General features: G+C 70.6%; 21 protein-coding genes. 9 read left to right on the top strand and 12 right to left on the bottom strand.

Annotation, left to right across the window (positions count from 1 at the left end):
• Positions 1-3: 3 nt before the first annotated feature.
• Positions 4-1,026 carry a VOC family protein gene (locus ACZ6WN_RS17245; RefSeq protein ID WP_465866212.1) on the top strand — a complete coding sequence of 341 codons (1,023 nt, stop codon included), beginning with the start codon at positions 4-6 and terminating at the stop codon, positions 1,024-1,026.
• Here ACZ6WN_RS17245 and ACZ6WN_RS17240 read toward each other — a convergent pair.
• Together ACZ6WN_RS17240 and ACZ6WN_RS17235 are read right to left on the bottom strand one after the other, a co-directional pair.
• A complete protein-coding gene (locus ACZ6WN_RS17240) occupies positions 1,023-2,120 on the bottom strand; it encodes a sensor histidine kinase (protein ID WP_465866211.1) in 1,098 nt (365 codons plus the stop codon). The two genes, ACZ6WN_RS17245 and ACZ6WN_RS17240, sit on opposite strands and share 4 nt — an antisense overlap.
• A gap of 10 nt (positions 2,121-2,130) precedes the next feature.
• Positions 2,131-2,796: a response regulator transcription factor gene (locus tag ACZ6WN_RS17235; protein WP_465866210.1), complete on the bottom strand. Its 666-nt coding sequence runs from the start codon at positions 2,794-2,796 to the stop codon at positions 2,131-2,133.
• Between the two features lie 85 nt (positions 2,797-2,881).
• On the opposite strand from ACZ6WN_RS17235, the gene ACZ6WN_RS17230 reads away from it, so the two are divergent.
• Both ACZ6WN_RS17230 and ACZ6WN_RS17225 read left to right on the top strand, forming a co-directional pair.
• Positions 2,882-4,012: a lipid II:glycine glycyltransferase FemX gene (locus tag ACZ6WN_RS17230; protein WP_465866208.1), complete on the top strand. Its 1,131-nt coding sequence runs from the start codon at positions 2,882-2,884 to the stop codon at positions 4,010-4,012.
• A gap of 49 nt (positions 4,013-4,061) precedes the next feature.
• Positions 4,062-4,652 carry a VanZ family protein gene (locus ACZ6WN_RS17225; protein ID WP_465866206.1) on the top strand — a complete coding sequence of 197 codons (591 nt, stop codon included), beginning with the start codon at positions 4,062-4,064 and terminating at the stop codon, positions 4,650-4,652.
• Here the strand turns inward: ACZ6WN_RS17225 and ACZ6WN_RS17220 are convergent.
• Entirely contained in the window at positions 4,642-6,534 is a 1,893-nt protein-coding gene (locus ACZ6WN_RS17220; protein WP_465866204.1) for an alkyl/aryl-sulfatase, read from the bottom strand. The two genes, ACZ6WN_RS17225 and ACZ6WN_RS17220, sit on opposite strands and share 11 nt — an antisense overlap.
• A 71-nt stretch (positions 6,535-6,605) precedes the next feature.
• Positions 6,606-7,949 (bottom strand): UDP-N-acetylmuramoyl-tripeptide--D-alanyl-D-alanine ligase, encoded by a 1,344-nt coding sequence (locus tag ACZ6WN_RS17215; protein WP_465866203.1) that lies wholly within the window; start codon positions 7,947-7,949, stop codon positions 6,606-6,608.
• A gap of 193 nt (positions 7,950-8,142) precedes the next feature.
• Between ACZ6WN_RS17215 and ACZ6WN_RS17210 the strand changes: the two genes are divergently transcribed.
• From ACZ6WN_RS17210 to vanX, 3 genes are read left to right on the top strand one after another with little or no spacing between them, the layout of a single operon-like run.
• The gene (locus tag ACZ6WN_RS17210; RefSeq protein ID WP_465866610.1) at positions 8,143-9,138 is read left to right on the top strand and encodes a D-isomer specific 2-hydroxyacid dehydrogenase family protein; all 996 of its coding nucleotides are present in this window, start codon (positions 8,143-8,145) and stop codon (positions 9,136-9,138) included.
• A complete protein-coding gene (vanA, locus tag ACZ6WN_RS17205) occupies positions 9,131-10,183 on the top strand; it encodes a D-alanine--(R)-lactate ligase (RefSeq protein WP_465866202.1) in 1,053 nt (350 codons plus the stop codon). The genes ACZ6WN_RS17210 and vanA overlap by 8 nt, the downstream gene beginning before the upstream one ends.
• Positions 10,180-10,794, top strand: a complete 615-nt coding sequence (gene vanX, locus ACZ6WN_RS17200) for a D-Ala-D-Ala dipeptidase VanX (protein ID WP_465866201.1) — start codon at positions 10,180-10,182, stop codon at positions 10,792-10,794. Before vanA ends, vanX begins: the two co-directional genes overlap by 4 nt.
• Before the next feature lies 1 nt (position 10,795).
• On the opposite strand, the gene ACZ6WN_RS17195 is transcribed toward vanX, so the two are convergent.
• Positions 10,796-11,644, bottom strand: a complete 849-nt coding sequence (locus tag ACZ6WN_RS17195) for a CHAD domain-containing protein (RefSeq protein WP_465866199.1) — start codon at positions 11,642-11,644, stop codon at positions 10,796-10,798.
• A 10-nt stretch (positions 11,645-11,654) separates the two neighbouring features.
• Positions 11,655-12,641 carry a hypothetical protein gene (locus tag ACZ6WN_RS17190; protein WP_465866198.1) on the bottom strand — a complete coding sequence of 329 codons (987 nt, stop codon included), beginning with the start codon at positions 12,639-12,641 and terminating at the stop codon, positions 11,655-11,657.
• 112 nt (positions 12,642-12,753) lie between these two features.
• Between ACZ6WN_RS17190 and ACZ6WN_RS17185 the strand changes: the two genes are divergently transcribed.
• Positions 12,754-13,377 (top strand): TetR/AcrR family transcriptional regulator, encoded by a 624-nt coding sequence (locus ACZ6WN_RS17185; protein WP_465866196.1) that lies wholly within the window; start codon positions 12,754-12,756, stop codon positions 13,375-13,377.
• Between the two features lie 45 nt (positions 13,378-13,422).
• Here ACZ6WN_RS17185 and ACZ6WN_RS17180 read toward each other — a convergent pair whose 3' ends face one another.
• The 6 genes from ACZ6WN_RS17180 to ACZ6WN_RS17155 all read right to left on the bottom strand — a co-directional run bounded on the left by ACZ6WN_RS17180 (position 13,423) and on the right by ACZ6WN_RS17155 (position 18,709).
• Positions 13,423-13,929: a class III extradiol ring-cleavage dioxygenase family protein gene (locus ACZ6WN_RS17180; protein WP_465866195.1), complete on the bottom strand. Its 507-nt coding sequence runs from the start codon at positions 13,927-13,929 to the stop codon at positions 13,423-13,425.
• The gene (gene folP / locus ACZ6WN_RS17175) at positions 13,926-14,786 is read right to left on the bottom strand and encodes a dihydropteroate synthase (protein ID WP_465866194.1); all 861 of its coding nucleotides are present in this window, start codon (positions 14,784-14,786) and stop codon (positions 13,926-13,928) included. Before folP ends, ACZ6WN_RS17180 begins: the two co-directional genes overlap by 4 nt.
• Positions 14,786-15,700: a glucosyl-3-phosphoglycerate synthase gene (locus ACZ6WN_RS17170; protein WP_465866193.1), complete on the bottom strand. Its 915-nt coding sequence runs from the start codon at positions 15,698-15,700 to the stop codon at positions 14,786-14,788. Before ACZ6WN_RS17170 ends, folP begins: the two co-directional genes overlap by 1 nt.
• Positions 15,701-15,771: 71 nt before the next feature.
• Entirely contained in the window at positions 15,772-16,284 is a 513-nt protein-coding gene (locus ACZ6WN_RS17165; protein ID WP_465866191.1) for a DUF3830 family protein, read from the bottom strand.
• Positions 16,281-17,720 (bottom strand): amidase, encoded by a 1,440-nt coding sequence (locus ACZ6WN_RS17160; protein ID WP_465866190.1) that lies wholly within the window; start codon positions 17,718-17,720, stop codon positions 16,281-16,283. The genes ACZ6WN_RS17165 and ACZ6WN_RS17160 overlap by 4 nt, the downstream gene beginning before the upstream one ends.
• The gene (locus ACZ6WN_RS17155; RefSeq protein ID WP_465866189.1) at positions 17,717-18,709 is read right to left on the bottom strand and encodes a D-2-hydroxyacid dehydrogenase; all 993 of its coding nucleotides are present in this window, start codon (positions 18,707-18,709) and stop codon (positions 17,717-17,719) included. Before ACZ6WN_RS17155 ends, ACZ6WN_RS17160 begins: the two co-directional genes overlap by 4 nt.
• A 95-nt stretch (positions 18,710-18,804) precedes the next feature.
• On the opposite strand from ACZ6WN_RS17155, the gene ACZ6WN_RS17150 reads away from it, so the two are divergent.
• Together ACZ6WN_RS17150 and ACZ6WN_RS17145 are read left to right on the top strand one after the other, a co-directional pair.
• A complete protein-coding gene (locus tag ACZ6WN_RS17150) occupies positions 18,805-19,515 on the top strand; it encodes a maleate cis-trans isomerase family protein (RefSeq protein ID WP_465866188.1) in 711 nt (236 codons plus the stop codon).
• Positions 19,512-20,231 carry a maleate cis-trans isomerase family protein gene (locus ACZ6WN_RS17145; RefSeq protein ID WP_465866186.1) on the top strand — a complete coding sequence of 240 codons (720 nt, stop codon included), beginning with the start codon at positions 19,512-19,514 and terminating at the stop codon, positions 20,229-20,231. Before ACZ6WN_RS17150 ends, ACZ6WN_RS17145 begins: the two co-directional genes overlap by 4 nt.
• The last annotated feature ends 104 nt before the right edge of the window (positions 20,232-20,335 follow it).

The following is a 20,335-nucleotide window of genomic DNA, read 5'->3' as shown; positions in this document are numbered from 1 at the left end:
ACCATGCCCCACCCCGTTCCGGAGAACCTGAGCTCGCTCAGGCGGATGGTCGCCGACTCCCCCACCCGCCCACCGCTGGGCGAGGTGGCACACATCGGCCACGCCCAGCTCTTCACCCCGAAGCCGGCCGAGACCGTCGCGTTCTTCACCGACTTCCTCGGCCTGACCGTCTCGGATCAGGACGGTGACCACACCTACCTGCGCACCTGGGACGACTACGAGCACCACAGCGTCGTCGTCACCGGGCGCGCCACTCCGGGCATCGGACGTACGGCACTGCGGTGCTCCTCACCCGAGGCGCTCGAGCGTCGGATCGAGGCGGTCGAGGCCACCGGGGCTCGCGGAGAGTGGCAGCAGGACGAGCCAGGCATCGGGCCGCTGTGGGTGACCCAGGACCCCGACGGGCACGAGTTCGCGCTCTATCACGAGACCGACTACTGGGAGGCTCCCTCCGACGACCTCCGGCCGGGGCTCAAGAACCAGCCCCAGGCCAAGCCGGGCCACGGGGTCGCGGTGCGGCGCCTGGACCACATCAACTACCTGGCCCGCGACGTCGAGGCGACGACCGGCTTCGTGATCGACGCCCTCGGCGCGCGGCCCACCGAGCAGATCAGGCTCGACGACGGCCACATCGGCGCCCGCTGGTCGACCTTCACCCAGAAGTCCTACGACCTCGTCTACACCGAGGACTGGACCGGGTCGACCGGCCGGCTGCACCACCTGGCCTTCGCCACCGACACCCGCGAGGACATCCTGCGGGCCGCCGACCTCGCCCTCGACACCGGCGTGTTCATCGAGACCGGACCGCACAAGCACGCGATCCAGCAGACGTTCTTCCTCTACGTCTACGAGCCCGGCGGCAACCGGATCGAGCTGTGCAACCCGCTGACCCGGCTGGTCCTGGCCCCCGACTGGCCGCTGATCACCTGGACCGAGGCCGAGCGTGCCAAGGGCCAGGCCTGGGGCCTGAGAACGATCGAGTCCTTCCACACCCACGGCACCCCGGTCGTCGACGGACCTCTCTAGGGCATCCGGGGCAGCTCCACCGAGACCCGCAGCCCGCCGCCGGGCCGGGCCAGGACCGCGAGGTTGCCGTCGTGGGCACGGGTGATGCTCTTGACGATCGCCAGCCCCAGACCGACGCCGGCGTGGTCACCGTGGATGCGCTGGGTGCCGCGCTGGAACGGCTCGGTGAGCGTGGCGACGAGCTCGCGGGAGAGCTCCTCACCGGTGTTCGCGACGGTGAGGACCACGCTCCTCTCGCTGGCAGCGACCGTGACCGAGACCGACCCGGCCTCGGACCCCGTCTCGGGCAGGTTGTGGACGATCGCGTTGTGGATCAGGTTGGTCGCGAGCTGCAGCAGGAGGGCCGGCGAGCCGCTGACCGCGGCCTGCTCACCGGAGGTCTCGATGCGTACGCCGCGCTGCTCGGCCAGCGGCAGCAGCGTCTCGACGGCCTCCTCGGCGACCAGCGAGAGGTCGACCCGCTCCCGGGCGAAGGAACGCTGGTCGGCACGGCTGAGGACGAGCAGGGCCTCGGTGAGGTCGATCGCGCGGGAGTTGATCAGCCGGAGCCGGTCGACGAGCTCGTCGACGTCGCGGTTCGGGTCCTTGGCGGCGACGTCGAGGAGGGTCTGCGTGATCGCCAGCGGGGTGCGCAGCTCGTGGGACGCATTGGCTGCGAACCGCTGCTGCTCGGCGACCTGCGACTCGACCTTCTCGAGCATGTCGTCGAAGCCGTCGGCGAGCTCACGGAACTCGTCGCCGGGGCCCTCGAGCTCGATCCGGTGCGAGAGGGAGCCGGTCGCGGCCGTACGCGTGGCGTCGGTGATCCTCCGCAGCGGCGCGAGCATCCGGCCGGCGAGGATCCAGCCCCCGACCAGCCCGAACACGAGCAGGAAGCCCATCATCGTGGCGGCCCGTGGCACGAACGCGCGCTCCAGGTCGGAGCGGTTCGGGACGAAGGGAGCACTCGGCCTCCCCGGCTGCTGCGGCCATTCCATCCACACCCCGTCGGGGACGTAGCGCAGCAAGAAGACCCACACCACCGCGAGCAGCAGCACCCCGGTGACCACGATGACCGCGGCATAGCTCAGCGTCAGCTTGAGCCTGACGCTCATGCCCGGGCGCCTAGGAGTCGACATCGATCCGGTATCCGACACCCGGCACGGTCGCGATGATCGTGGGCTCGCCGAGCCGCTTGCGCAGGGCGGAGACGGTGATGCGTACGGCATTGGTGAACGGGTCGGCGTTCTCGTCCCAGGCCCGCTCCAGCAGCTCCTCGGCACTGACCACGCCGCCCTCGGCGGCGGCGAGCACCTCGAGCACCGCGAACTGCTTGCGGGTCAGCGCGACGTAGCGGCCCTCGCGGTAGACCTCCCGCCGGAACGGGTCGACCCGCAGGCCGGCGATCTCCCGCACCGGCGGCCGGCTGTAGGCGCGGCGCCGGTCGAGCGCCCGCAGCCGCAGCACCAGCTCGCGCAGCTCGAACGGCTTGGTCAGGTAGTCGTCGGCGCCCAGCTCGAAGCCGGAGGCCTTGTCGTCGAGCCGGTCGGCGGCGGTGAGCATCAGGATCGGCATCCCGGTGCCGGCGGCGACGATGCGCTTGGCGACCTCGTCGCCCGAGGGCCCGGGGATGTCGCGGTCGAGCACCGCGATGTCGTAGGCGTTGACGCTCAGCAGCTCCAGAGCCGTGTCGCCGTCACCGGCGATGTCGGCGGCGATCGCCTCCAGCCTCAGGCCGTCCCGGATCGCTCCAGCCATCAACGGCTCGTCCTCGACCACCAGCACCCGCATGCTCTGATCCTAGGTCGATGACATATCGCTGACGTATTCGAAATGTCATACGCCCTGACGACACCCGGACGGGTTGACTGGCACGGTGACCTTCACTGTCCGACCGATCAGCCCCGCCGAGCACCTCGACCACGTCAGGTCGCGGCGCTCGGTCAGCTTCCTGCAGACCCCGGCCTGGGCCGAGGTGAAGCCCGAGTGGCGCGGCGAGTCGCTGGGCTGGTACGCCGGCGACCGGCTCGCCGGGACCGGGCTGGTGCTGCACCGGCCGGTGCCGCGGCTGGGCTGCACGCTGGCCTACCTGCCGTGGGGTCCCGACATCGACTGGGCCGGCGGGCTCACGGTCTGGTTCCCGCCGCTGGTCTCCTACCTGCGCTCGCAGGGCGCGTTCGCGATCCGGGTCGCTCCCCCGGTGCCCACCGACACCTGGGACGCGACGCAGGTCAAGGAGGGCATCGCCGACCCCGGCGTCGCCCGCCTCACCGACGTCCCCGGCCGCCCCGACCCGGTCGGCGCCGAGGTGACCCGCTACCTCCGCGACTCCGGCTGGATCCCGCAGAACCCCGAGGACGGGTTCGGCGCGGGGCAGCCGCAGTTCACGTACGAGATCCCGCTGCGGCACCCGGACGGGACCGCGCGGTCCGAGGACGACGTGCTCCGCGGCATGAACCAGCTGTGGCGGCGCAACATCAAGAAGGCCGCGAAGGCCGGCGTCGAGGTGACCACCTCGGCCGGCGGCGAGGACCTGAAGGCGTTCCACGACCTCTACGTCCACACCGCCGGGCGCGACGGGTTCACGCCCCGGCCGCTCGCCTACTTCGAGAAGATGTTCGCGGCGCTGGCGCCCGAGGACCCCGGGCGGATCCGGCTCTACCTCGCCCATCACGACGGCGACCTGGTGGCCGCGACGATCTATGTCCGCGTCGGCGGTCACGCCTGGTACCTCTACGGCGCCTCCTCGACCGAGAAGCGGGACGTACGCGGCTCCAATGCCCTCCAATGGGCGATGATCCAAGACTCGCTGGCCGCCGGGTGCGACGTCTACGACCTGCGCGGGATCACCCCGACCCTGTCCGCCGAGGACTCCCACGTCGGCCTGATCCAGTTCAAGGTCGGCACCGGCGGGCGGGCGGTGAGGTACGTGGGCGAGTGGGACCTGCCGCTGCGGCCGATCCTCTACCGGGCCTTCGAACTCTACATGAGCCGGCGGGGTCGATGACGAAGATGACGAAGATGACGAGCAGGAAGATCGGGAAAGAGGACCTCGGATGATCGTGAACGAATCGGGCTCACTGACCGAGACGGGCATCGTCGTGCTGACGGTGCTGGCGTTTCCGGTGGCCGCGCTGGCGGTGCCGGTGCTGGCGGTGCTGCGTCGGGTTCTCGGCGTCGCCTGGCGCCGGGCTTGGCGCCACTCGCTGGCGGAGGTCGCCATCGTCTACGGCACCGTGCCGGGGCTGCTGCTGACGATGGTTCCGGGCAGCGAGGCGGGCCTCGTCTCCGGAGCCGTCAGCCTCGAGCCGTTCACCGACATGCCCACCATGGGACGGATCGGCATCGTCGGCAATCTGATCCTGCTCGCCGCCCTCGGCTTCTTCGCCCCGATCCGGTTCCGCGGGCTGCGCTCGGTGTGGCGGGTCCTGAGCCTGGCGGTCGCGGTGTCGGTCTCGATCGAGGTGCTGCAGTACGTCCTGGTGCTCGACCGGGTCTCCTCGGTCGACGACGTGATCCTCAACGCCGGTGGCGCCACCGCCGCCGCGATCCTGTCGTGGCCGTGGTGGCGGGCGCGCGCCAGGTGGTCGCCACCGGCTCGACCGCCTGTGGCGACCCTCCGCGTCCCCGCCGGGCTCAGGGAGTGACGATGGCGAAGTCGGGGTCGCCCTGATCGAGCACGGCGGTGAGCCTGCCCAGCGCGGAGCGGTCGCCGGCGATCTCGATGCCTGCCTCGGCGAGCCGCTCGGGAGTGGGCGTACCCATCGCGAGGACGGGCAGGCTGCGCCGTTTCGTCGTGAGCGTGGCGTCGGCGTCGCCGGTCTGCGGAGCGGAGCTGTAGGTGAGGGCGCCGTTGACGAGGCGCAGGCGGTAGCGCTCGCCGGTGTCGGTGATCACCACGTCGATGCTGAGCTTCTCCTCCCACGCCGCGGGGCCGTCGACCTGGACGGCCATGGCGTCGAAGAGCATCTCGGGGCCGAGCTGGGCGACCATGTCGTGAGCCGCGGTCACCGTGGGGGTGCCGAACTGGCCGTTGCGGAGCTCGTAGGCACCGGAGAGGTAGAAGTTGCGCCAGGTGCCGTTCTCCGCGCCGTAGCCGAGCTGCTCGAAGGTGTCGGCGAGCAGGTCGCGAGCCGCTGCGTGGTCGGGCTGGGCGAAGACCACGTGGCTGAGCACCTCCGCCGCCCAGCGGTAGTCGCCCTCGTCGTAGGCAGCCTGCCCGTTCGCGACCACGGCGTCCGCGCCGCCGCCGAGGCCGACGTACCGCTTGGCCTTCTCGACCGGGGTGTGCTCCCACAGGTGGGCGGGGTTGCCGTCGAACCAGCCGAGGTAGCGCTGGTAGATCGCCTTCACGTTATGGCTCACCGAGCCGTAGTAGCCGCGGGTGGACCACGCGTTCTCGAGGGCGGGCGGCAGCGTGATCTGCTCGGCGATCTCCGAGCCGACCAGGCCCTTGTTGAGCATCCGCAGCGTCTGGTCGTGCAGGTAGGCGTAGAGGTCACGCTGGAGCGAGACGAACTCGACCACCCGCTCGTTGCCCCAGGTCGGCCAGTGGTGGGAGGCGAAGACGACCTCGACCTCGGCCCCGAACAGGTCGATGGTCTCGGTCAGGTACTTCGACCACACGTGCGGGTCGCGGACCAACGCACCGCGCAGGGTGAGGAGGTTGTGCAGGGTGTGGGTGGCGTCCTCGGCCGCGCACAGTGCCTTGAGGTCGGGGAAGTAGAACAGCATCTCCGCGGGGGCCTCGGTGCCCGGCGCCATCTGGAAGACGATGCGGACCCCGTCGATGACCTCCTCCTGGCCGGTCGTCGTGATCTCGAGGGTCGGCGCGATCAGGGTCACCGTGCCGGTCGACGTGGTCTGTCCGAGCCCTGCTCCGAGCGCTCCCCGAGGGCCGCGGGGCAGCGCGGCGCCGTACATGTAGCCGGCACGTCGTCCCATCGCGGTGCCGGCGTAGACGTTCTCGGAGACCGCGTGCTCGACGAATCCCTCGGGTGCGAGCACGGGCACCTTCCCGGCATCGACGTCCTCCTGGGTGGTGACGCCCTTGACGCCGCCGAAGTGGTCGACGTGGCAGTGGGTGTAGATCACCCCGGTCACCGGCCGGTCGCCGCGGTGCTCGCGGTAGAGCGCGAGCGCGGCTGCGGCCGTCTCGGTCGAGATGAGCGGGTCGATCACGATCACACCGGTCTCGCCCTCGACGAAGCTGATGTTCGACAGGTCCAGCCCGCGCACCTGGTAGAGACCGGGAACGACCTCGAAGAGTCCGTCCGCCGCGACCAGCCTCGACTGTCGCCACAGGCTCGGGTTGACCGTGTCCGGCGCATCGCCCTCGATGAAGGCGTAGGTGTCGTTGTCCCACACCACGCGGCCGTCCTCGGCGCTGACGGCGTTGGGTCGACGGCGCCCGAGGAGACCTCTGTCGGCGTCGTCGAAGTCCTCGGTGTCCGAGAACGGCAAGCGCTTCAGGAGCGCACGCTGCTGGTCGGCGATGGCGGCCGTGGCATCACGAGGAGCTGTCGTCATGGCTCGACGCTGGCGCGACGGCGGTCGCGCCGCCTCACCCGAATCCGGTGGGCTTCGCGGCGGGCCTCGAGCTAGACGAGCGCGGCGGCTACCTGGTCGAGGCGGGCTCCGCGGGACGCCTTGACCAGCACCACGTCGCCGGGGGCGAGGTGGCGGCGCAGCCAGTCGATCGCCGCGGCGTTGTCGGGCAGGGCGACCGCCTGCTGCCCCGCACCGTCCGCGATGACGGCGGCAGCCTCGCCGATGGTGAGGACCAGGTCGGCCCGGGTGGCGGCGTACGTCCCGATCTCGTGGTGCGCGTCGCGGCTCGTCTCGCCGAGCTCGAGCATCTCGCCGAGCACGGCGATGCGGCGCCTGGCGTCGATCGAGGCGAGCGCGTCGAGGCCGGCGCGGGTGGACTCGGGATTGGCGTTGTAGGAGTCGTTGATCAGCGTCGCACCGCTGGACAGCGCGCGCAGCTCCATGCGCCACTTCGAGATCGAGGCGGTGTGGAGCGCGGTCGCGGCCTGCTCGAGCGGAACCCCGGCGGCCAGCCCCGCCGCCGCGGCGGCCGCGGCGTTGAGGGCCCAGTGGGCACCGACGAACGGGAGCGTGACGACCGCCTTATCGTCGTCGTTCTGGAGCGTGAACGAGGGCCGGCCGAGCCGGTCCAGGGCGAGGTCGCCGAGGCGTACGCTCGCCCGCTCGCCGGCGCCGAAGGCGAGCACCGGGCCGGCGGTGAGGTCGCTCATCGCGAGCACCCGCGGGTCGTCGGCGTGGAGCACGGCGGTGCCGCTGCTCGCCATGCCCCGCACCAGCTCGCTCTTGGCCGCCGCGATCGCCTCGCGCGAGCCGAACTCGCCCAGGTGGGCCTGGCCGACGTTGGTCACCACCGCGATGTCGGGCGCAACGAGGCCGGTCAGGTCGGCGATGTCGCCGATGTGCCGGGCCCCCATCTCGAGCACCAGGAACCTCGTCGTGGCGTCGGCGCGCAGCATCGTGAGCGGTACGCCGAGCTCGTTGTTGAACGAGCCGGAGGTCGCGACGGTCGGTGCCGCGCTCGCCAGCACGGCCTCGATCATGTCCTTGGTGCTGGTCTTGCCCTGGGAGCCGGTGACCGCGACCACGGTCAGCTCCTCGCGCAGCAGCGCGACGACGTGGGCGGCCAGGAGCTGCAGCGCGGCCTGCGCGTCGTCCACGACCACCGTCGGCAGCGCCGTCGGGCGGGAGCCGAGCACGGCGACGGCACCGGCCTCGGCGGCCTGTGGGGCGTACTCGTGACCGTCGGTGTGCTCACCCGCGAACGCGACGAAGAGGCCGCCCGGGTCGGCCTCGCGACCGTCGATCACGGCCGGCGCGCTCACGGTCACCGAGCTGTCGCCGACGACCTTCCCGCCGACCAAGGAGGCGATCTCGTCCAAGCTGAGGGGAATCATCCCAACAGTGTTCGAAATCCTACGTTGCCGGAGCGTATCCGCTCATCGATATACGGACGATAAGTCAGCCCGGGATCACAGGCCTGCCTATCGTCGGCATATCGGAAATTCCATACGGGACCGCAACCGCAGCTGAGGTTTGCTGGCGTGGATGATCTACCACGAGCCGACCCTGACGGCGACCACCGAGCCGATGGAGACGACCGTGATCCCGCCCACCGTCGGGATCACGGTCTACGGCTGCGCCCCTGATGAGAGCCTCCTTTTCGACTCCTTGGCACCTTCTCTCGGCGTCGTCCTGAGGACCACGACCGAGCCGGTCTGCGAGGAGAATGCCGCGCTCGCGGCCGGAGACCGCTGCGTCAGCGTCAGTCACAAGTCGCCGATATCGAATGAGACGCTTCTCGCGCTGAAAGGCAGCGGTGTCCGGTATATCTCAACGCGTAGCGTCGGTCTCGACCACATCGATGTCGACTTCGCGGCGAGCATCGGGATAACGGTCGGAAACGTCGCCTATTCGCCCGACTCCGTGGCCGACTACACGTTGATGCTGATGCTCATGTCGCTGCGCCGGGCGAAGGCGGCGATCCGGCGCACCGACGTCCACGACTACCGTCCCGCGACCACGCGTGGCCGCGAGCTGCGCGACCTGACCGTCGGCGTGGTCGGGACCGGACGGATCGGCGCCGCGGTCATCGACCGGCTGCGCGGGTTCGGCGGCGACGTGCTCGCCTACGACATCCGGCCCCGGCCGACGATCGCCGGGGTGGAGCACGTGGATCTGGACACGCTGGTCGAGCGCAGCGACATCATCACCCTCCACGCGCCGCTCAGCGAGGAGTCGCACCATCTTCTGGACCGGCGGCGGATCGACCGGATGCGTCCCGGTGCGTACGTCGTCAACACCGCACGTGGCGCGCTCGTCGAGACGCCGGCGCTCATCACCGCGCTCGAGGAGGGCCGGCTGGGCGGCGCGGCCCTGGACGTCATCGAGGGCGAGGAGGGCGTCTTCTATGCCGACCTCCGCGGACGCGAGCTCCCCAACAGCTGGCTGGCGCGGCTCCAAGAGATGCCGAATGTGCTGGTCAGCCCCCATATCGCCTACTTCACCGACCATGCCCTCCTGGACACGGTCGAGAACTCCATCGTGAACTGTCGTGAATTCGAAAGCAGGTTTCCGCATGTCTAAGCTCAAGGTCGGCATCATCTTCGGTGGCGTCTTCGAGGAGCACCCCGTCTCGGTGAAGTCGGCGCAGGAGGTCAACCGGTTCCTCGACGCCGACAAGTACGAGGCCTACTGGATCGGCATCACCAAGAGCGGCGACTGGCGCCTGTGCGACGGCCCCGAGGCGAGCTGGGAGGACGGCGCCCACCGCCCGGTCGTGCTCTCCCCCGACCGCAGCATCCACGGGCTGCTGGTCCTCGACGAGGGCCGCTACGAGACCATCCGGCTCGACGTCGTGCTCCCGGTCCTGCACGGCAAGCTCGGCGAGGACGGCGCGATCCAGGGCCTCTTCGAGCTCTCCGGGATCCCGTACGTCGGCTGCGACGTGCAGAGCTCGGCACTGTGCATGGACAAGTCGCTGGCCTACACGGTCGTCGGCGAGGCGGGGATCCCGACACCGACGTTCTGGACCCTGTCCCCCGGCGACACGGTGCAGACTCTTGGCGATCCCGGCGTACTCCCCTATCCGGTCTTCGTGAAGCCCGCCCGCTCCGGGTCCTCGTTCGGGGTCAGCAAGGTGACCTCGGCGGCGGACCTGGAGGCCGCGGTGGCGACCGCACGACGCTACGACGAGAAGGTGCTCATCGAGGAGGGGGTCGTCGCCGAGGAGATCGGCTGCGCGATCCTCGGCAACGAGGGCGAGCTGGTCACCGGCGAGGTCGACCACGTCGCACTCACGCACGGCTTCTTCAAGATCCACCAGGAGGACGCTCCCGAGACCGGCTCGGAGAACGCGACCTTCATCGTGCCCGCCGACATCCCGGCCGAGGCGCAGGAGCTGGTCAAGGCCGAGGCGCAGCGGGTCTACCGCGCGCTGGGCTGCCGCGGGCTGGCGCGGGTCGACATGTTCCTCAAGGCCGACGGCACCGTGGTGCTCAACGAGGTCAACACGCTGCCCGGGCTCACCTCCTACAGCCGCTACCCGCGGATGATGGCGGCGGCCGGGATCTCGATGACCGAGCTCCTCGACCGTGCGGTCACCCTCGCGCTGGAGGAGACGGTCCGATGAGGGAGGGCTTCACCTTCGTCGACGAGCTGGTGCCGGGCGTCCGCTGGGACAGCAAGTACGCCACCTGGGACAACTTCACCGGCAAGCCGGTCGACGGCTACCTGGTGAACCGCATCGTCGGGACCCGCGAGCTGTGCGCCGCACTCGCCCAGGCGCGCGACAAGGCCGCGACCCTCGGCTTCGGGATCCTGCTGTGGGACGGCTACCGCCCCCAGCGCGCCGTCGACGCGTTCCTGCGCTGGGCCGCCGAGCCCGCGGGCGACAACGATCCCCGCAAGCCCGTGCACTATCCGGCGATCACCCGCCCGGAGATGTTCGAGAAGGGGTACGTCGCCACGAAGTCCGGCCACAGCCGCGGCAGCACCGTGGACCTGACCCTCTTCTCGCTGGCCACCGGTGCGCTGCTCGACATGGGTGGTGACCACGACCTGATGGACGAGATCTCCCACCACGGCGCGACCGGAGTCTCCGAGGTCGCGGCCCGCAACCGGTCGCACCTGTGCTCGGTGATGGAGTCGTGCGGGTTCAGCCGCTACGAGAACGAGTGGTGGCACTACTCGCTGGTCGAGGAGCCCTTCCCCGAGACCTACTTCGACTTCCCCGTCGGCTGACTCAGGAACTCAGCCAGCCGTGGACCTTCGAGCGGTTCGCCTCCTTCCAGACGGAGGCGAACCGCTCCTCGGCGTCCTCGGCGGCGGCCTCCTCGGCCTCGAGGAGCTCGCGGATGGCGTCGTCGGGCGCGGGAACCAGCGCGATCGTCCGGATCATGACGGCGGCGTCGTTGAGGTCGCCGAGGTTCGACTGAACCGACTTGGCGGCACCGGCGAGACGCTCGGCGTCCTTGCCGAAGACCGCGCCCAGCGACTCGGCCGCGTAGCGGACCCGCTTGGCCCTCTTGCGCACCTCGTGGAGCCGCCGGCGACGCTCGGCTGCGTCGTCAGTGTGATCGGCTGCGTCGACAGCAGCCACCAGACGTCGCCAGCTCCGGCGGACCCGCTTTCGCAACGCCTTCTTGCCGGGGGCGCCCTCCGACCAGGGAAGACCGTCGGCAGCGGCGAGGGCGGCGGTCAGGGCGCGGTAGCGCTCACCGTCCAGCTCCGGCAGCAGCCGGGCGCGCTCCTGGGCCTGGCGCTCGGCGAGCGCCGCCCGCAGTGCGTCGACAGCGGTCGGTCCCGGGCCGTGCTTGGCCACCCAGCGCGCCAGCCGTTTGCGCAGCACCTCGGTGTCGCGTACGTCTCCCAGGAGGGCACCCAGCCACTTCAGCTCCTCGCGGAGCGGCTCGGTCCGCTCCGCGTCGAGGAGCGGGCGGTAGGTCGCCAGGACGCTGCGCAGGCTGCGTACGGTCACGCGCATCTGGTGGACCGCGTCGTCCTCGTCACGCAGCACGAGCCGGCCCCAGCGGTGGAGCGCGGCCACCTGGTCGCGCCACCACTCGCCGACCGGCTCGTGTGGATGAGTCATCCCCACAGTTCTACCCTGCTACGGGCTCCAGGTCACCCACCTTCTCCTCGGTCTCCGAGCCGCCTTTCTCACGGTGCGGGAGGAGGGTCAGGAGCAGACCCGCGCCAGCCCAGCAGGCGAGCACGATCAGCGGAACCGTGGAACCGGCACCGTCGAAGAAGGACAGGCCACGCAGGGCCGAGCCGGTCGCACCCGGCGGCAGGAGCTGGCCGAGCCAACCGAGCGGGATCATCTCCGGGGCCGAGGAGATGCCCGAGAGGGGGTTGCCGACCAACATGATCAGCAGCGCCATGATCCCGACGCCGGCCATGCCGATGAAGTGGCGCAGGCCCACGATCGGCAGCGCGACCGCGAGGATGCCCAGGGCAATGACGCCTGCGTTGACCACGTAGGTGCCCTCGAGAGCGCCGAGCCAACCCTGGATGACTCCGGTCATCGCCAGCCCGCCTCCGATCGCGATGAGGAAGGCCGCGGCGACGCGGTCGCGGGTGCGCTTGAGCGCCAGCGAGGTGATCGCCCCGGCCATGATGCCGCCGAGCGCGAGGGGCAGCGCCGCAGTGCCGAAGACGAGTCCGCGCGGGTCGTCCTCAGGAGCAGCGACGACGTCGGTCACCTTCGGGGCGGTGCCGGTCTCGGCGCCCATCGCCGTCGCCATCGCGGTGAGCTGCTGGGCGACGTTGGCGCTGGCGGCGGTCGCGGTCAGCACCTCCTGGCCCTCCGGGGCGACGACGATCGCGCCGTACGCCTCGCGGTCCTCGATCGCCTCGACCGCCGCGTCGCGGTCGGCGACCGCGATGACGTCGAAGGCGTCCTCGCCCGCAGTGGCGGCGAGCTGCGTCTCGATCTGGGCGACGGCCTGTTCCGGACCGGCGACGGCCAACGGCAGCGCCCGTGGCTCCATCTCGCTGGAGGGCCAGGCGAATGCGGTGATGAGCAGGGTGAGGAGGGTGACCAGACCGAGGCTGACCCCGATCACGGCTTGCACTGACTTGGGCATGTCTGTTCCTTCTTAAAAAAACGAATGTTCATTCTCTTTGGGGGAACTCTCCTCTCCTCCGCAAGATTTATCAAGAATGAATGTTCGTTTTCTTTTGAGGTACTCTCTTCACATGCCCAAGGTCAGCGAGCAGCACCGTGCTGAGAAACGCCAGCAGATCATCGCGGCGACGCTGCGCTGCGTGGAGCGCGACGGCTTCCACAAGACGACGATGGCCGCGGTCGTCAAGGAGTCCGGCCTCTCGGCAGGTTCGGTCTACACCTACTTCCGCGGCAAGAACGACATCATCCACGCGATCGCCCAGTCCGGCCTGACCGGTGTCACCGACGCGATCAACCGCCTCATCCCCGAAGAGGGCTCCGGCATGGACGCTCCCCCGCCGGAGTGGGCGATCGAGGCCGCCACCCAGCATGTCCTCGATCTCGGCGCCGAGCTGGGAGTCGACCTCCCCCGGATCGCGCTACAGACCTGGGCGGAGGCCGCGCGCGACCCGGAGATCCACGCGCTCATGGCCCCCGAGGCTCGTCGCATCCGCGCCGCCTGGCACAACTACGCCGAGAAGGCCATCGACGCGGGCCAGTTCCGCCGTGGCGCCGACCCCGAACGGATCGCGATGGTCCTCACCGGTCTGCTACCGGGCTTCATCCTGCAGCGGATCATGCTGGGTGACGTCACGCCGAAGATCTACGCTGCAGGGCTCGCCGACCTGCTCGGCCAGGCAGGGGTAGTCCGGTAGCGAACTGTCTATTACTCGCCGGTAAATGGACAGTTCGCTACCGGACTACCCCAGATCCCCCTCCCAGCGGGCAACCCAGTAACGCACGCCGTAGGGGTCGTCGTCGTAGTCGACCGCCACCGTCCTGACGGTGCGCAGCAGGGAGGCGGCCTCCACGATCGGGCCGACGTCCGCCCAGAGCTCATCGGCCAGCCCGAGGTCGAGCGCGCCGAGCGCCTCGGGGTCGGGGGTCGCCAGCGCCGTGCCGAGCACGTCGTCGAACCCGGCGGCCCGCGGGTCGAGGTGCCCGGGCGCCTTCTCGCTGCGGCGGGCCGAGCCGTTGGCGACGATGAGGTAGGCCGCCTCGCCGCTGCCCACCGGAGCCGTGCCGACCTCGGCCAGCAGCGAAGCCGCCACCCGGGCGCCCTGCGCACCGGCGATGACACGTACGCCCTCGCCCAGCCAGGCCGCGGCGGCCAGGCAGGCCGAGCGGAGCTCGTCGACGGGATCCTCGAGCGAGGCGTACTCCGGCAGCAGGGCCAGGCATCCGGGAACCAGCGCCACTCGTGTCACTGCAGCCCCCTGATCGCTCGCTTCGGACGTCGCCGGCCGGCGATCGTCCAGGCCATGTCGACGGTCTGCCGGGTCTCCGGCACCTGGTGGACCCGGTAGATACGGGCACCGGCCATCGCGCACACGGTCGTCGCGGCCAGGGTGCCGAGGAGGCGCTCCCCGACCGGCAGGTCGAGCGTCTCCCCCACGAAGTCCTTGTTGGAGAGCGAGACCAGCACCGGCCAGCCGGTCGCGACCATCTCGCCGAGCCGGCGGGTGATCTCGAGGGAGTGGAACGTGTTCTTCCCGAAGTCGTGGGCGGGGTCGATCACGATCGAGTCCTTGGCGACGCCGGCGTCGAGGGCCCGCTGGGCGTAGCCGAGGGTGTCGTCGATCGCCGCGCGGACCACGTCGTCGTACTCGATCCGGTAGGGCCGCGTCCGCGGCGTCACGCCGCCGGTGTGGGTGCACACGATCGCGGCGCCGTGCGCAGCGGCGACGTCGACGAGCTCGGGGTCGGCACCACCCCAGGCGTCGTTGAGGAGGTCGGCGCCGGCCGCGCACACCGCGTCGCCGACCTCGGCGCGCCAGGTGTCGACCGAGATCACCAGCGACGGGAACTCCTCGCGCACCCGGGCGACGAAGTCGACCACGCGGGCCTTCTCCTCCGCGGCACCGATCTCGGCGCCGGGGGCGGCCTTGATCCCGCCGATGTCGATGATCTCCGCGCCCTGGGAGGCCACCAGGCGTACGCGCTCGAAGGCCGCGTCCTCGGCCCACGTCGCTCCCTTGTCGAAGAACGAGTCCGGGGTGCGGTTGACGATCGCCATCATGAGCGCATCCTCGTCACCGAAGGCGTGTCGTCCCAGGCGCAGCATCAGGCGACCATACCGCCCGAGCCGTCGCGCACCGGCGGCCGCTCCAGCAGGCTCACGGAGCGGTCGACGACCTTGGTCGAGCCGTCGATCGGGATGTACTGCCGCATCTCGACGTCGTCGCCCGCCGGACCGGTGCCGAGGCGGCGCGACATCATGCCCACGATCTGGGTCGCCATCAGGCCGAGATCGAAGAGATCCTGGTGGCTGTGGTCGCGCTGGCCGAGGTCGACCTGGGCGATCGCGTCCATCCCGCGCGTGTCCATCGTGTCGACCAGGGCGGCGAGCTCCACGCCGTAGCCGGTCGGGACCTGCAGCCGCTCGAAGAGCGAGCGCCGGATCGACCACTCCCCCGCCAGCGGCTGGATCAGGTCCCGCAGCGGCCTGCGGTGGAGAGCCAGCAGCGGGCGGGCGACGAGCTCGGTGACCCGGCCGCCGTCGAGGCCGTGCTCCCCCGGGCGCCTGTAGAACCCCTTGACCAGCTCGATCTTCGGATCGTTGAGAAGAGGGCCGACCAGGCCGCGTACGAAATGGGTGTCCCAGTCGGTCAGGTCGGCGTCCATGAAGACGATCAGCTCACCGGTCGTCACGAACTGCGACTTCCACATCGCCTCACCCTTGCCGGGGTAGGAGCCGAGCTCCGGCCGGATCGCAGCCGAGGCGTAGACGTCGGCACCGGCGTCGGCGGCGATCCGTGCGGTGTCGTCGGAGGAGTCGGAGTCGATGACCACGAGCTCGTCGACCAGGTCCGAGGTCTCCATCAGGCTGGTGCGCAGCTTGTCGACCAGGCCGCCCACGGTCGCGGCCTCGTTGCGCGCCGGGACCACGAGGCTCACCCGCTGGCCCTGCTTGGCCGCGACGAGGTCGGCCAGCGACCAGTCGTCCCAGTGATGGGTGTTGCTCTGCGACCACGACATGTCCCAAACCCTATCGACGGTGTCCTCGAACACCGGACCGATACCCGATCCGTCGGGTTGCCAGCCGTCGGCTACCGCGTGTCGTCGTGGGAGCGAGCGAAGGTGAGGATCTCGTCGGTGGCGCCGTTCATCCAGACGTCCTGGCAGGCCTGCGCGATGTCGTCGAGGCCGTCGACGACCGTGCCGAAGACGTTGCCAGGCACCCACCCCTGGTCGCCGTTGATGAGCAGGTTGTTGCGGCCGTAGAAGAGTGCGAGGTCGACGATCTGGGTCATCTCTCCCGGGCCGCGGTCCTCCGGATAGCCGTAGGACGGGTTGCCGAGGTCGTCGGAGGAGAAGGCGAAGTAGCACAGGTCGCCGGGGATCGGCGTGACCGTCGTGTTCTCCTTGCCGGGCTCCTTCGCGGCGAAGGCGGGCACCAGGTGGTAGATCTCGTTGCGGGCGTACTTGCCGTGGAAGACCTGGCCGCTGAGCGGCAGCGCGTCCCAGACGGCACCGGCGGTACGTGGCGCCTCCTCGTCGAGCAGACGGGCGAGGCAGGAGACACCGCGGCGCTCCAGGGTGACGGTGATGTAGCGGCTCATCGGGCTCCTCGTGGATGGTCGACAGGTCGGACGAACAGCTCACCGCTGGCCCGCTCGTAGGCGCGCGCCGCTCTCAGCACCCGGGCGTCGTCGTGGCGGGCACCGACGATCTGGAGGCCGACCGGCAGACCCGCCTCGGTGGTGCCGCAGGGCACGCTCGCCGCCGGCTGCTGGGTCATGTTGAACGGGTAGGTGTAGGGCGTCCAGCTCGGCCACCACTGCGAGGGCCAGCCCGTGGGGGCCTGGAGCCCCCGCTCGAAGGCGGTGATCGGCATGGTCGGGGTGATCAGGAGGTCGTACGTCTCGTGGAACCGCCCCATCAGCCGGCCGAGGTCCATCCGCACGGCGGTCGCGTCCAGATAGTCGGCCGCGGAGCCGCGGCCCTTGGTCTCGATGCCTTCGCGCAGCAGCGGGTCGATCCGGTCGATCGCGCCGGCCGGGTAGGCGTCGAGGACCTTCGCCGCGCCGCAGAACCAGAGCACCTCGAACGCCTCCACCGGGTCGGTGAAACCGGGGTCGACCTCCTCGACCTGAGCGCCCTCGGACTCGAGCACGGCGGCTGCGGCGCGGACCAGCCGCTCGACCTCCGGGTCGTTCTCGACGTACCCGAGCGTGGGCGAGAACCCGATCCTCAACCCGTCGACACCGTCGTCCAGGCCGGCCAGGAAGGAGGTCCGCGGCGTGGGCATCGCCGACCAGTCGCGCGAGTCGAAACCGGCGACCACGTCGAGCAGCGCCGCCGCGTCGGTCACGGTCCGGGTCATCGGACCGGCGTGGGAGAGGGTGCCGAAGGGGCTGGCGGGATAGAGCGGGATCAGTCCGTAGGTCGGCTTGATCGTCACGGTGCCGGTGAAGGAGGCCGGGATCCGGACCGAGCCGCCTCCGTCGGTGCCGAGCCCCCACGGGCCCATGCCGAGACCCACCGCCGCCGCGGCACCGCCGCTGGAGCCGCCCGAGGTCAGGCCCGGGTCCCAGGGGTTGCCGGTGGAGCCGTGGCGGAGCGAGTCGGTGACGCCCTTCCAGGCGAACTCCGGTGTCGTCGTCTTCCCGGTGATCACGGCGCCGGCCTCGCGCAGCCGCGCGACCGCGGGCGCGTCCTCGGTCCACGGCCCGGTCTCGTCGATGAGCCTGGTGCCGCGGATTGTCGGCAATCCTACGGTCCACAGGATGTCCTTGACCGAGGTCGGTACGCCGTCGGCGATGCCGAGCGGACGCCCGGCCCGCCATCTCTCGGTGGATGCGGTCGCCTGGGCGAGGGCGCCGTCGGGGTCGACCCGGACGAACGCGTTCACCGCGGCGTCGCGCTCCTGGATCGTGTCGAGCACCGACCGCGTCGCGTCGAGCGGGGTGAAGGCGCCCGAGCCGTAGCCGGCCACCAGCTCGGCAGCGGTCAAGGCGCTCAGCTCGGATCCGGACGCAGGCTTCGGGTCGGTCATCGCCCCTCCTGCTCCGCGACGACGAAGCCGCGCTGCTTGTCGACGACGTTCAGCAGCGGCTCGCCTCTCGTCCAGCGCCGCGCGTTGTCGACGAACTGGTCCGCGAGCGCCTCCCGCCAGCCCTCGTAGTCGCCCGACATGTGCGCCGAGACCGCTACCCCCGGCATCGTCCACAACGGGCTCTCCGCCGGCAGCGGCTCGACCTCGAAGACGTCCAGGGACGCCGCCTCGACCGGGCCGTCGCGGAGCGCCGAGACGAGCGCGGCCTCGTCGACGATCTGCCCACGCCCGACGTTGACCAGATGACTGCCCGGCTTCATCGCCGCGAGCACGTCTTCGCTGATCAGGCCCCGAGTCTCCGCGGTCAACGGGGCGGTGACGACGACATGGTCGGCCCAGCCGACGTGGGCGACCAGGTCGGTGCTCGCGAGGACCTCACCGAAGTCGGGATCGCCGCTGCGGGCGGTGCGGCCGGCGCCGCGTACGTCCATCCCGGCCGCGCGCAGCAGCCGCGCGGTCTCGCGACCGATCGCGCCGGTGCCGACCACGAGCGCGGTCTCGGCCGCGATCAGGCGAGTCTCGCGGCGCAGCCACTTCCGTGACGACTGCAGGTCGTGGCTGAGGTGGATGTCCTTGGCCACGGCCAGGATCGAGCCGAGCACGAACTCCGCCATCGCCCGGTCGAAGATCCCACGGGCGTTGGTGACGACCACGTCGGAGGCGACCAGCTCCGGGAACAGCAGCTTGTCGACCCCGGCGGCGGCGACATGGATCCAGCGCAGCGAGCCGGTGCTCGGCCACGCGTCACGGACGGTCTCGGAGAAGAAGTCCCACAGCAGCAGCGCCTCGGCTCCGCGGAGCGCATCGGGAAGTCCCGCGGCATCGGTGTAGGTGAGCTCGGCTTCTGCCTGGAGGCGCTCCATCCCGGCCGGTCTGCCGCCGTCGGGCGGACAGAGGATCGTGATCGCGGGGCGCCGGGACGTCTCCAAGAAATTCCTCCGTCGCACTCGACACACCTCGGCAACAATCCGAGACTACGCTAGGAGGCCAGATTGCAGATTGTCAACAATCCTAGCGAGGTGCGATGTCCTCAACGGTACGCATCGCCGTGGTCGTCCCTCATGACATGGTGCTCGACCACGAGCTGTGGCGGTGGGCCCCGGCCGACACCAGCCTGCTCTTCACCCGGACGCCCTACACCGATCGCGAGGTCACCCTCGAGATGGCCGAGGAGATCAGCGAGACCGCGGTCCTCGAGCAGGCAGTGCGCGACCTCTCGGCCGCCGAACCCCACCTCTACGTCTACGCCTGCACCTCCGGCAGCTTCGTCCACGGCCGGCACGGTGAGCGCCGGCTGGCCGCGGCGATGCGCCGCGCCGGCGGCGCTCCCGCGGTCACCACCTCCGGCGCCGTGCTGGAGTCGCTCTCCGCCCTCGGCCTCTCCCAGGTCGCGGTCGCCACTCCTTATGACGTCGCGCTGGCCGCCCGGTTCGCAGGCTTCCTGGCCGAGGCCGGGATCACCGTCGTGAGCACCGGCGACCTCGGACTCGGCCACCACATCTGGGAGGTTCCCTACGAGACCACGCTCGAGCTGGTGCGGGCCGCCGATACCGACGCCGCCGAGGCGGTCGTCGTCTCGTGCACGAACCTGGCGACGTACGACATCATCGGCCGTCTCGAGGCCGAGCTCGGCAAACCGGTGATCTCCGCCAACCGGGCGACCATGGAGGCCGCGCTCCGGATGGTCGGGCGTACCCCGCCGACGGCCGAGAACGTCTGGGGGCACGCCTCATGACCCGGCCGCCGGTCGTCGGGCTGCTCTATCCCGGGCACGCGGCGGAGGACGACTTCCCGGCGCTCGAGAACGCGCTCGGCGGCGCGATCTGGCTACCGCTGGTCCACACCTCGATGGGTCGTGACGAGCACACCGTCGCGGCTCTTCGCGACACCGGCTCCGCGGACAGGCTCGCCGCGGGCGCCGACGCGATCGCGGTCCACTCCCCCGACGCGGTGATGTGGGCGTGCACGTCGGGGAGCTTCGTCTTCGGACGGGCCGGCGCCACGGCCCAGGCCGCCGCGATCAGCGAGCGTCTGGGCTGCCCCGCCTCCTCGACCTCGATCGCGTTCGTCGAGGCGGCCCGGGCGCTCGGGCTCCGGAAGGTCGCCGTCGCCGCCTCCTACCCCGAGGAGCTGGCCGAGCACTTCGCCTCCTTCCTGGCGGACGACGGGATCGAGATCGTCTCCTTCGGCGCCAGCGGGATCTTCACCGCCGTCGACGTCGCCCGTCTCGGCCCGGACGCGGTCCTCGAGATGGCCCTGGCGGTCGACGTTCCCGAGGCCGAGGCCGTCCTCGTCCCCGACACCGCGATGCACACCCTGACCTGCATCGATACGGTGGAGAAAGTGCTCGGGAAACCCGTGCTGACGGCCAACCAGGTGACCGTCTGGGAGGGCCTGCGACTCGCCGGGAGCTCCGGCCCCCTGCCCGGGCTCGGAACCCTGTTCAGGTAGCGTCGCGGCTTTACATAAACCTCCCGTCACACCCCGCGCCACCTTCCGCGCGCCCTAGCCAGGGCACAGAGACAGCGCTAACGTGGCGCAAATTGTTGACAACC

The organism is Nocardioides sp. NPDC054178 (assembly GCF_055585005.1).
This window is presented reverse-complemented; position numbering and strand designations above follow the sequence as displayed.

Bases quoted from the DNA above. Each gene is read 5' to 3' on its own strand.
- ACZ6WN_RS17245 (WP_465866212.1), top strand. From the start codon at position 4: ATGCCCCACCCCGTTCCGGAGAACCTGAGCTCGCTCAGGCGGATGGTC.
- ACZ6WN_RS17240 (WP_465866211.1), bottom strand. From the start codon at position 2,120: ATGAGCGTCAGGCTCAAGCTGACGCTGAGCTATGCCGCGGTCATCGTG.
- ACZ6WN_RS17235 (WP_465866210.1), bottom strand. From the start codon at position 2,796: ATGCGGGTGCTGGTGGTCGAGGACGAGCCGTTGATGGCTGGAGCGATC.
- ACZ6WN_RS17225 (WP_465866206.1), top strand. From the start codon at position 4,062: ATGATCGTGAACGAATCGGGCTCACTGACCGAGACGGGCATCGTCGTG.
- ACZ6WN_RS17220 (WP_465866204.1), bottom strand. From the start codon at position 6,534: ATGACGACAGCTCCTCGTGATGCCACGGCCGCCATCGCCGACCAGCAG.
- ACZ6WN_RS17215 (WP_465866203.1), bottom strand. From the start codon at position 7,949: ATGATTCCCCTCAGCTTGGACGAGATCGCCTCCTTGGTCGGCGGGAAG.
- ACZ6WN_RS17210 (WP_465866610.1), top strand. From the start codon at position 8,143: ATGGAGACGACCGTGATCCCGCCCACCGTCGGGATCACGGTCTACGGC.
- vanA (WP_465866202.1), top strand. From the start codon at position 9,131: ATGTCTAAGCTCAAGGTCGGCATCATCTTCGGTGGCGTCTTCGAGGAG.
- vanX (WP_465866201.1), top strand. From the start codon at position 10,180: ATGAGGGAGGGCTTCACCTTCGTCGACGAGCTGGTGCCGGGCGTCCGC.
- ACZ6WN_RS17195 (WP_465866199.1), bottom strand. From the start codon at position 11,644: ATGACTCATCCACACGAGCCGGTCGGCGAGTGGTGGCGCGACCAGGTG.
- ACZ6WN_RS17190 (WP_465866198.1), bottom strand. From the start codon at position 12,641: ATGCCCAAGTCAGTGCAAGCCGTGATCGGGGTCAGCCTCGGTCTGGTC.
- ACZ6WN_RS17185 (WP_465866196.1), top strand. From the start codon at position 12,754: ATGCCCAAGGTCAGCGAGCAGCACCGTGCTGAGAAACGCCAGCAGATC.
- folP (WP_465866194.1), bottom strand. From the start codon at position 14,786: ATGCTGCGCCTGGGACGACACGCCTTCGGTGACGAGGATGCGCTCATG.
- ACZ6WN_RS17170 (WP_465866193.1), bottom strand. From the start codon at position 15,700: ATGTCGTGGTCGCAGAGCAACACCCATCACTGGGACGACTGGTCGCTG.
- ACZ6WN_RS17165 (WP_465866191.1), bottom strand. From the start codon at position 16,284: ATGAGCCGCTACATCACCGTCACCCTGGAGCGCCGCGGTGTCTCCTGC.
- ACZ6WN_RS17160 (WP_465866190.1), bottom strand. From the start codon at position 17,720: ATGACCGACCCGAAGCCTGCGTCCGGATCCGAGCTGAGCGCCTTGACC.
- ACZ6WN_RS17150 (WP_465866188.1), top strand. From the start codon at position 18,805: ATGTCCTCAACGGTACGCATCGCCGTGGTCGTCCCTCATGACATGGTG.
- ACZ6WN_RS17145 (WP_465866186.1), top strand. From the start codon at position 19,512: ATGACCCGGCCGCCGGTCGTCGGGCTGCTCTATCCCGGGCACGCGGCG.